Annotated in this window: 9 protein-coding genes and 1 pseudogene; 6 read left to right on the forward strand and 4 right to left on the reverse strand. The window is 65.9% G+C overall.

The window, feature by feature from the left end; translation table 11 throughout:
• Positions 1-130: 130 nt before the first annotated feature.
• The 5 genes from AKL29_RS24950 to AKL29_RS24970 are packed head-to-tail and all read left to right on the forward strand — an operon-like array spanning position 131 to position 5,604.
• On the forward strand, positions 131-967 hold the full coding sequence (locus AKL29_RS24950) for an ABC transporter ATP-binding protein (RefSeq protein ID WP_050386005.1): 837 nt from the start codon (positions 131-133) through the stop codon (positions 965-967).
• Between the two features lie 14 nt (positions 968-981).
• Positions 982-2,385 carry a hypothetical protein gene (locus AKL29_RS24955; RefSeq protein ID WP_050386006.1) on the forward strand — a complete coding sequence of 468 codons (1,404 nt, stop codon included), beginning with the start codon at positions 982-984 and terminating at the stop codon, positions 2,383-2,385.
• Positions 2,382-3,533 carry a Gfo/Idh/MocA family protein gene (locus AKL29_RS24960; RefSeq protein ID WP_028331850.1) on the forward strand — a complete coding sequence of 384 codons (1,152 nt, stop codon included), beginning with the start codon at positions 2,382-2,384 and terminating at the stop codon, positions 3,531-3,533. The genes AKL29_RS24955 and AKL29_RS24960 overlap by 4 nt, the downstream gene beginning before the upstream one ends.
• A gap of 14 nt (positions 3,534-3,547) precedes the next feature.
• Positions 3,548-4,741: a dihydrodipicolinate synthase family protein gene (locus AKL29_RS24965; RefSeq protein WP_050386007.1), complete on the forward strand. Its 1,194-nt coding sequence runs from the start codon at positions 3,548-3,550 to the stop codon at positions 4,739-4,741.
• Positions 4,741-5,604: a sugar phosphate isomerase/epimerase family protein gene (locus AKL29_RS24970; protein ID WP_050386008.1), complete on the forward strand. Its 864-nt coding sequence runs from the start codon at positions 4,741-4,743 to the stop codon at positions 5,602-5,604. Before AKL29_RS24965 ends, AKL29_RS24970 begins: the two co-directional genes overlap by 1 nt.
• A 46-nt stretch (positions 5,605-5,650) precedes the next feature.
• On the opposite strand, the gene AKL29_RS24975 is transcribed toward AKL29_RS24970, so the two are convergent.
• Together AKL29_RS24975 and AKL29_RS45500 are read right to left on the reverse strand one after the other, a co-directional pair.
• Entirely contained in the window at positions 5,651-6,328 is a 678-nt protein-coding gene (locus AKL29_RS24975; RefSeq protein ID WP_225160765.1) for a potassium channel family protein, read from the reverse strand.
• Positions 6,329-6,473: 145 nt separating this feature from the next.
• A complete protein-coding gene (locus AKL29_RS45500; protein ID WP_244482387.1) occupies positions 6,474-7,400 on the reverse strand; it encodes a Spy/CpxP family protein refolding chaperone in 927 nt (308 codons plus the stop codon).
• A gap of 72 nt (positions 7,401-7,472) precedes the next feature.
• Between AKL29_RS45500 and AKL29_RS45505 the strand changes: the two genes are divergently transcribed.
• Positions 7,473-7,907, forward strand: a complete 435-nt coding sequence (locus AKL29_RS45505; protein ID WP_244482388.1) for a hypothetical protein — start codon at positions 7,473-7,475, stop codon at positions 7,905-7,907.
• Positions 7,908-8,432: 525 nt separating this feature from the next.
• On the opposite strand, the gene rocD is transcribed toward AKL29_RS45505, so the two are convergent.
• Positions 8,433-9,647 carry an ornithine--oxo-acid transaminase gene (gene rocD / locus AKL29_RS24985; RefSeq protein ID WP_050386060.1) on the reverse strand — a complete coding sequence of 405 codons (1,215 nt, stop codon included), beginning with the start codon at positions 9,645-9,647 and terminating at the stop codon, positions 8,433-8,435.
• A gap of 111 nt (positions 9,648-9,758) precedes the next feature.
• Positions 9,759-9,928 (reverse strand): annotated as a pseudogene (locus AKL29_RS45510) (cytochrome P450); the annotation flags it as partial.

Raw genomic sequence — 9,928 nt, forward strand, 5'->3', positions numbered from 1 at the left:
TTTGCGAACTCAGGGGACCCATAACCACCGGCTCCAGTTGTTGCGAGAGGTCTCTCCCCATGTGCCCGAATGAAAGGCCGCGGCATATGGGTCCCGGCCTTCGCCGGGACGACGGGTGGAGGGGGCTGCGATGAATCCTGCGACGAAACCAACCCCCGTCAGCCAGCCCGCCGCGCATCTGCGGCTGGTGTCGGACCGCGCGGCCGGCATCACGCTGTCGGGCGTCTCGAAGACCTACCGGTCGCGCGACGGTGATGTGCCGTCGCTGCGGCCGCTCGATTTCACCATCAATGACGGCGAGTTCTTCGTCGTGGTCGGGCCCTCCGGCTGCGGCAAGTCCACGCTGCTCAAGATGATCTCGGGCCTGCTGCCCCCGACGACGGGCGAAGTGCTGATCGACGGCGAGCCGGTAACCAGGCCGCATGGCAATGTCGGCATCGTGTTCCAGAACGCGCTGCTGCTGCCGTGGCGTAACATCCTCTCCAACGTGATGCTGCCGATCGACATGAAGCAGCTGCCGCGGGACAAATATCTTGCCCGTGCCAGGGACCTGCTGAAACTGGTCGGCCTCGAGGGTTTCGAGAAGAAGCTGCCCTGGCAGCTCTCCGGCGGCATGCAGCAGCGCGCCTCGATCTGCCGCGCGCTGGTGCACGATCCGAAGATCATGCTGATGGACGAGCCGTTCGGCGCGCTCGACGCCATGACGCGCGAGCGGATGAATGTCGAATTGATGCGGATCCAGCGCGAGACCGGCAAGACGGTCCTGTTGATCACGCACTCGATCCCCGAGGCCGTGTTCCTCGCCGACCGCGTGCTCGTGATGACCGAGCGGCCCGGGGCGATCGCCGCGATCTACGACGTGCCGATGCCGCGGCCGCGCTCGCTCGAGACGATGTCCGATCCTGTCTTCAACGAACTGGTGCAGCGGATCCGGAAGCATTTCTTCACACAGGGGTCGCTGGACTAACACCCGAGCCTTCAATGCCGCTTCGCCTCAAGGTCAACGATATCGCGTTCTTCGAACGGCCGCTGGTGTTCGCCCGGCCGTTCCGCTTCGGCGCGGTGACGATCACCGCGTCGACGCAGATGTTCGTGCAGGTCGAGATCGAGGTGGAAGGCAAGGGGCGCGCCACTGGCGCCGGCGCCGAGATGCTGGCGCCGAAATGGTTCGACAAGCGGCCGCGTCTGACCGAAGCGCAGTCGCTTGACGGGCTTCGCCGCTCGCTTGCGATTGCACGCGAGCTCTACCTGGCGAAGGGCTTTGACACAGCATTCGGCCTCCATGCCGAACGTATCGGCCCGCAGGTTGCAGCCTGCGCCGCCGAAGACATTCCGCCGCTTGCCGCCGGCTTTGGCCCGGCCGAGATCGACAAGGCGATCTTGGATGCGCTGCTGCGCGCCGCCGGCGCGAACTTCTTCGACGGCATGGCCGGCAATATCGCCGGCATCGACGCGCGGCTGACGGCGGATCTCGACGATGCGGCCATCGCGCGGTTCCTGTCGACGCGCAAGCGGCTTGACCGTGTCGCCGTCAGGCACACGGTCGGAATGGACGACAAGGTCGAAGGCGAGGGCGGTGTCGCCGATCGCAACGAGAACGCCGGTGCGCGCTATTTCAAGCTCAAGCTGAACGGCGATCCCGCACATGACGCGGCGCGGCTGGCGCGGATCGGCAGCGAGCTCGCAAAGCTGCCTTACGCAACCAGGATCACACTCGACGCCAACGAGCAATATGCGGACCTCGTCGCGCTGAACGCGCTGGTCGACCGGCTCGACCATGACGCGGCGTTGCAGCCGATCAGGGCAAACCTGCTCTATATCGAGCAGCCGATGCCGCGCGATATAACAAGAGCCTCGCCGCTCGGGAAACTGGCGGCGCACGGCTTCATCATCGACGAAGCCGACGATTCCTATGATGCATTCCCGCAGGCGCGCGCGCTCGGCTATCGAGGCATCTCCTCGAAATCGTGCAAGGGCGTCTACAAATCGATCATCAACGCCACCCGTGCGGCGGTGTGGAGCGCGGATGGCGGCCGGTATTTCGTCAGCGGCGAGGACCTGACCTGCCAGGCCGGGCTCGGCGTGCAGCAGGACCTCGCGCTCGGGGCGTTGATCGGCGTCGCCCATGCCGAGCGCAACGGGCATCATTATGTCGATGGCTTTGCCGACACCCCGGCTGACGAGGCCGACGCCTTCCTCACCGCGCATCCCGATCTCTACACGCGCGAGGGCGGTAAGGTCCGCCTCGCGATCCATGACGGCGATCTGCTGACCGGATCGATCGCCGCCGCGCCGGGCTTTGCCAGTTCGATCCATCCGAACTGGTCGACCATGCAGCCGCTCAAGCGGCCAACATCACGCGTTTCGCAGGAGCAAGCAGTATGACGACCAAACGCCTCGGCCTGATCATGAACGGCGTCACCGGCCGGATGGGGCTCAACCAGCATCTGGTCCGCTCGATCGTCGCGATCCGCGAGCAGGGCGGTGTGCAGCTCGCGAACGGCGACCGCGTCATGCCCGATCCGATCCTGGTCGGCCGCGACGCCGAGAAGGTCGGCGCGTTGGCAAAACGCTACAGCATCGAACGCCACACCACCGATCTCGATCGCGCGCTCGCGGACAAGGGCGACACCGTGTTCTTCGACGCCGCCACCACGCAGGCGCGGCCTTCGCTGCTGACCAAGGCGATCAATGCCGGCAAGCATGTCTATTGCGAGAAGCCGATCGCGACCAATCTCGAGGAGGCCGTTGCGGTCGTGAAGCTCGCCAATGCCAAAGGCCTCAAGCACGGCACCGTGCAGGACAAGCTGTTCCTGCCGGGCTTGAAGAAGCTCGCTTTCCTGCGCGACTCCGGCTTCTTCGGTCGCATGCTCTCGGTGCGCGGCGAGTTCGGCTACTGGGTGTTCGAGGGTGGCTGGCAGGAAGCGCAGCGGCCGTCGTGGAACTACCGCGCCGAGGACGGCGGCGGCATCATCCTCGACATGGTCTGCCACTGGCGCTACGTGCTCGACAATCTGTTCGGCGAAGTCGAGAGTGTGACCTGCCTCGGCACGACTGACATCCCCGAGCGCTATGACGAGAAGGGCAAGAAATACCAGGCGACCGCCGATGATTCCGCATACGCGACCTTCCGCCTGAAGGGTGGCGTCATCGCGCACATCAACATGAGCTGGGTGACGCGCGTCTACCGCGACGACCTCGTCACCTTCCAGGTCGACGGCACCCATGGCTCGGCGGTGGCGGGTCTGACCGACTGCGTGATCCAAGCGCGTCAGGCAACACCGCGCCCAGTGTGGAATCCGGACGAGAAGCGGATGCATGATTTCTATGCCGACTGGCAGAAGCTGCCCGAAAACGTCGTCTACGATAACGGCTTCAAGGAACAGTGGGAGATGTTCATCCGCCATGTCTGCGAGGATGCGCCCTACAAATACACCCTGCTCGAAGGCGCCAAGGGCGTGCAACTCGCCGAATGCGCGCTGAAGAGCTGGAAGGAGCGACGCTGGATCGACGTCGCCCCGATATCAGTCTGAGAAGGGACTTTGTCATGAACAAGCCTGTCCGACCGATGTCATCGCTGTCGCTGAAGCTGCCGACCGCTGGCGGCGGCCTGGAGACTTATCGCCTGGCGGCGTCGCGGACCTTTCCGGCGAAGCTCGAGGGTACGCTGAACCGCATAGCATTCTCGGCCGCGCATGTGGTGGCCGATCCGCGCGCCGACGTCGATCCCTGGCTAGCCGCGGCGATCGACTGGGACAAGACGATCGCGTTTCGTGAGCACGTCTGGGACCTCGGCCTCGGCGTCGCCGAAGCCATGGACACCGCGCAGCGCGGCATGGGGCTGGACTGGCCGACCTCGCTCGAACTGATCCAGCGCTCGGTAAAGGCGGCAAAGGCCAGGGGCAGTGCGCTGGTGTTCTCCGGCGCCGGCACCGACCATCTCGCGGTCGAGGACGCCAGGTCGATCGACGATGTGATCCACGCCTATGAGGAGCAGATCGCTGCGGTGGAGAAGGCCGGCGGCCGCATCATCCTGATGGCCTCGCGCGCTTTGGCAAAGCTCGGCAAGAGCGCGGAGGATTACGCCGGGGTCTACGACCGTGTGCTGTCGCAGGTGCGCGAGCCCGTGATCATCCACTGGCTCGGCGACATGTTCGATCCGGCTCTATCAGGCTACTGGGGCACGGCCGATCTCGACAAGGCGATGGATACGGCAGTTGCCATCATCAACGCCAATGCGGCCAAGGTCGATGGCGTCAAGGTCTCGCTGCTCGACAAGCAGCGTGAGATCGACATGCGGCGCCGGCTCGATGCCCGCGTGAAGATGTACACCGGCGACGACTTCAACTATGCCGAACTGATTGCCGGCGACGACCAGGGATTTTCCCACGCGCTGCTCGGCATTTTCGATGCGATCGCACCGGCGGCCTCCCACGCGCTGTCGCGCCTCGCCGCCGGCGATGAGGCCGGCTTCCACGATGTGCTGGGACCAACGGTGCCGCTGTCGCGCCACATCTTCAAGGCGCCGACGCGCTTCTACAAGACCGGCATCGTGTTCATGGCCTATCTCAACGGGCACCAGGATCACTTCACCATGGTCGGCGGGCAGGAGAGCGCGCGCTCGACCTTGCATCTTGCCGAGCTGTTTCGGCTCGCCGACAAGGCCGGTCTGCTCGCCAATCCGGAGCTAGCTACGCGCCGGATGACGACGATCCTGACCACGCGCGGCATCGACGCCTGATGCGCGACTTTTCCAATGATCACCGCTGGCTGTCGCTGAACACAGCGACCGTCCGCAAGCAGGGCGATCTCCTCGCCATCGTCGAGGCCTGCGCGCGCCATGGCATCCGTGCCATCGATCCCTGGCGCGACCAGGTCGCAGCCGTCGGCCTCGATCGCGCCGTCCGTGCGGTCAAGGATGCCGGGCTCGATCTGTCGGGCTATTGCCGCGGCGGCATGTTCACGGCAGATGGCGCGCATCGCAGCGAAGCGCGCGACGACAATCGCCGTGCTGTCGACGAGGCGGCAGCACTCGGCGCCTCCTGCATCGTGCTGGTGGTCGGCGGCCTGCCGCAATATTCACGGCCGGGCAGCGCGGCATCCAAGGATATCGCGTTGGCACGATCGCAGGTGCATGACGGCATCGCGGAGATGCTGGATTATGCGAAGCAGGCCAAGCTGCCGCTCGCGATCGAGCCGCTGCATCCGGCCTATGCCGCCGACCGCGCCTGCGTGAACACCACGAAGCACGCGCTCGATATCTGCGACGCGCTCGATCCCGGCAGAACCGGCGCGATCGGTGTCGCGCTCGACGTCTATCACATCTGGTGGGATCCGGAACTGATGAGCCAGATCGCGCGCGCCGGCCAGGATCGCCTGCTCGCGTTCCATGTCTGCGACTGGCTGGTGCCGACCAAGGACATCCTCAACGACCGCGGCATGATGGGCGACGGCGTTATCGACATCAGATCGGTGCGCGCCGCCGTCGAGGCGCAGGGCTTTGCCGGCTATTCGGAGATCGAGATTTTCTCGAATGACTGGTGGGGCCGTCCGCTGGACGAAGTGCTGCGTACCTGCATCGAGCGGCACCGGACGGTGGTCTAGGACGCCGGCAGGTGGGCGCAGCGCTGCATGCGCGCCTCGTGCCTCATTACGACTCTTCGTTGCGGTGCTCGATTTCCAGCGTGACGAGCCGCGCCAGCAGCGTTGCCGGATAGAGCTGGCCGAAGATCGCCTCGAGATTGCACAGGCTCCGCGCGATCGGGTGCAACGGAGCGACGTCGCCATAACCTGTCGTCGTGAGCGTGGCGAAGCTGAAATAGAGGACGCGGCTCGCCAATGTCGGGCTGTCTTCCACCTTCATGCCGGGAAATGCGTCGGGCCTCAGCGTGCCGACAAAGGTGTAGAGCGCCGCGAAGATCACGGCGACCGTGAGATAGAGCAGGACCGCGCCGATCACACGGTGATAGGTGACGCGGCCTGGCGCGAACGTCGCGCGCGCCACCGTCACCGCCATGGTGAGGCCGACGAGCAGCCAGGATGCGGCGAACAAGTTGAGATCGAAAATTGAAGGTGAGCGTAGTCTCAGGATCCCGCCCGTGACGATCATGACGAGCGCGACCAGCATCGTGACGACCGCCAGCGTGCTGCCCGACATCAGGAAGACGCCGCCGACCAGGACCAGCGCGAGCAGGAGCTCAAAAATCTGGAATTCGAACAGGCCCAACGCCTGCAACGGCGCCACCACGAAAATCATGACCAGGAGCAGAACAGTGAGCACCGTCAACAAGGAATCGCCCCAGCGCTCGCGTAGCTCGCCAGTGCTCATCCAGCCGCGCTTCATTCCCGCCCCGTCATTCGGCATTGCTTCGGGATGCCGGTACCAGACATTGCTGCGCGCCGGCCGCAAAGGCAAGATGGGGGACTGGCATTCTGTGGCGCGCCCGGCGATCCGGAGCGGCCGGCCGGCCGTCTCAGGGGCTCGCGACCCGCTGCAGCGTGTTGAAGCGGGCTTTCTGCTCGCTGCTCAGCATCGCATAGAACTCGTCCAGTGCAGGCTCGATCAGCTTCGCGGCCTTCTGCATGGCCTCGAGCCGGTGCTGCATCGCCTCCAGCCGGCCGACTGGCGTCAGCGGCACGTCGTTCGGGCAGGCCGCCTGCAGGTCCGCTATGGCTTTTGTGGTCGCATCGCTCAGGCGATCGAGCGCTTCCTTCTGCTTGCCAGCCGGATGAAGCGAGGCCTCGATCCGGTTGATCGGCAGGTGGGCCAGGTCGGATTTCGAATCGCCGCAATTGCCGGTTTGCGCGGTCGCCTCCTGCTGCTGTGGCGAACGCTCGCCGACGTGCGGACCAAGCGCATTGAAGCGGGCCTGTTGCTCGTCGCTGAGCGAGCTGTAGAAATTCTCCAGCGCCGGCCGCACGATCTTGATCGCCTCGAGCGTCGCGCTGATGCGGTTCTGCATCGACCGCAAACGGCCGGTGGGCGTCATGGCATAGCTGTCCGAACAGGAGTCCTTGAAGATATCGGCGGCCTTTGCCGCTGACGTCTTCAACTCATCTAGGAGCGCGCGCTGCTGCTGGTCCGGCCGTACCGCCCGCGCGATGTCGGCAAGCGGCCAGGCCGTGACGCCCTTGTCCGGTTCGCCGCAGAGCTGCTTGATTGCCTGCGGGCTCGTGTCGGTGCGTTGACGGGACCGATCGCGGCCTGTGGTCGCCGGATAGTCGCCAGGATTGATGCTGGCATAGGCGGAGTAGGGACTGTTGGTGTCCCAGAACACGGTGTCGACGAAGTCGTCATAGGCGTAGGCCCAATAGCCGGGCTCGTAGGCATAGGACCAGAACGTGTAGTCAAAGATGTCCGAATAGGCGTAGGGCCAGAACACCGGCCCAAGCCACGCCACGAAGGCCGCGTGGCTGCCGCGGCGCCAGGCATGCCGGGGCGCCCAGCCGCCTTGGCGCGCCGCAAGCCCTGCTTGGCCTTGCGCACCTGCCTGCTCGCGGAAGCGCGCGGCAAATCGCTCGCGCTGAGCCGCCTGCGTCGCGGCCGTGGTCGCGACCGCAGCGCCAACCGTCGCTGCCGGCGCCAATCTCTGCCGGCGGGTAACGTCGGCCTGCTGCGCACGCTGCTCGCGCTGCAACAGGCGGTTCTGCGCCTGCAGGGCACGGTCATGGACGCGTTGCGCGCGTGCGCCTTGGACCTTTTGCGACTGCAATTGCTGCACGCGCTGCTGCAGGCGATCGATCCGGGTCTGCCGCTCGGTGGTCTGGCGCGAGAGCGCGTCACGCTGCCGCTGCTGCGCCGCCTGCTGGCGTTGCTGGATCATTTGCTGGTGCTGCTGCGCGCGCTGTTGAACGCGCTCCGTCGGCGACGGCCGCTCGCTCAAGCGCGAAGTTGGGCTCGGGCGTGATGGCGCCGCGATATGCGGAGCTTGACGCTGCGGTGCTCCTCGACGGAATTCGGGGCGTGGCGTTGCGACACGCGGCGCGGCGATATGGGGGGCCTGGCGCACAGACGGGGCGGCGAAATGCGGGGCCGGGCGCGGCGCCATCGCCGGTCGCTGCGGGGCGTGGAACGCGGGTGCTGCCGGCCGTGCCATCGCGGGTGGCCGAGCCATTGCAGGCGGTCTCGCCATTGCGGGCGGCCTGGCCATCGCGGGAGGGGCGGCGTGTACCATCGGCGCGGCGGGACGCGCCATTGCGGCCGGTGCAGCCGGCCTTGCCGCCGGTGGACCTTTTCCGTGTGGCTGGGCGGACGCGCCGCCGTTCGCCACGAGCATCGAGCTGCCAATCGAAAAGACAACAAACAAAGCGCGACGGGAAAGCATGAGCGTAGCTCTCCTTTCAACAGTCGCCCGCAGTGCTTCAACGCACTGACGTCGGATTCGTTCGTTGTGGCTACGGCCGGCGTTACGGTCTTCCGGCGCGGGGAACCGTCAGGAGACGTCCTGCGTGAGGGTCGCCGCGATCCGCTCCGTCGCCCAGTCGACCTGATCGCCGGTGATCACCAGCGGCGGAGCGATCCGGATGGTGTGCTCATGGGTGTCCTTGGCGAGAATGCCGCGCGCCTGCAGCGCCAGACAGTAGCGGCGGGCACCGCCGGCTTCCGGATGCAGCTCGATCGCCAGCATCAGCCCGCGCCCGCGCACCTCGCGGATCACGTTGGCGCGGATGTCCTGCAAGCCGGCGAGAAAGCGCGCGCCCTGTTGCGCAGCGTTCTCGATCATTCCCTCGTCGATCAGCACGCGCAGCGCCGCCCGCGCCACCGCACAGGCCAGCGGATTGCCGCCGAAGGTCGAGCCGTGCTGGCCCGGCCGCAACGTGCCGAGCACGGCGTTGTTGGAAAGCACCGCCGACACCGGATAGAAGCCGCCCGACAGCGCCTTGCCGAGCAGCGTCACGTCGGCTTCGATCCCTTCGTGCTGCTCGGCGAGCAGCTTGCCGGTGCGGCCGAGCCCGGTCTGAATCTCGTCGAACACGAGCATCACATTGTGCGCGGTGCACAGCTCGCGCACGCGGACGAAATAGCCTGGCGGAGGAATGATGACGCCGGCCTCGCCCTGGATCGGCTCGACCAGGAAGGCCGCGGTGTTCGGCGTGATCGCCTGCTCAAGCGCGGCGGCATCGCCGAACGGGATGATCTTGAAGCCCGGCGCGAACGGGCCGAAATGGTCGCGCGAGCCGGGGTCGGTCGAGAAGCCGACGATCCCGAGCGTGCGTCCGTGGAAATTATTGGCGCAGACGATGATCTCGGCCTGCCCGTCCGGCACGCCCTTGACCTCATAGGCCCATTTGCGCACCGACTTGATCGCGCTCTCCACCGCTTCGGCGCCGCTGTTCATCGGCAGCACCTTGTGCGAGCCGGTCAGTTCCGCGAGCTCGCGGTAGAAGGGAGCGAGCTGGTCGTTGTGGAAGGCACGCGAGGTCAGCGTCAGCCGATGCGCCTGCTCGATCATGGCTGCGAGGATCTTGGGATGGCAGTGGCCCTGGCTCACCGCCGAGTAGGCCGAGAGACAGTCGAGATACCGGTTGCCATCGGTATCCCAGACCCAGACGCCTTCGCCGCGGGACAGCACGACCCCGATCGGCTCATAATTGTAGGTGCCGAACTGCGCTTCGGTTGCGAGGAAATCAGTGACCGATGCATTCATCATGCGTCACTCCCGCTGCAGCGCCCGAGAGATTACATCAAATCGCGCCTGCAGTTGATTTGGGCATCAGTTCCTCCACAGGGAAGTCTGTCGCCGGCCAAATGTGTCGTCTTATGCGCTGATGCTGCAGGGCACGCTGAGGAAGCCGCGGAAGCGCACCCGCCCGCCGCGAACCGGCGCGCCGTCGAGCGCGTAGTTCGGAAAGCGTTTGAGGAACCGCGAGATCGCGATGGCGCCTTCGAGGCGCGCCAGCGCCATGCCGGCGCATTGATGCGCGCCGG

Source organism: Bradyrhizobium pachyrhizi, assembly GCF_001189245.1.
In the GTDB taxonomy this organism is placed as follows: Bacteria; Pseudomonadota; Alphaproteobacteria; order Rhizobiales; family Xanthobacteraceae; genus Bradyrhizobium; species Bradyrhizobium pachyrhizi.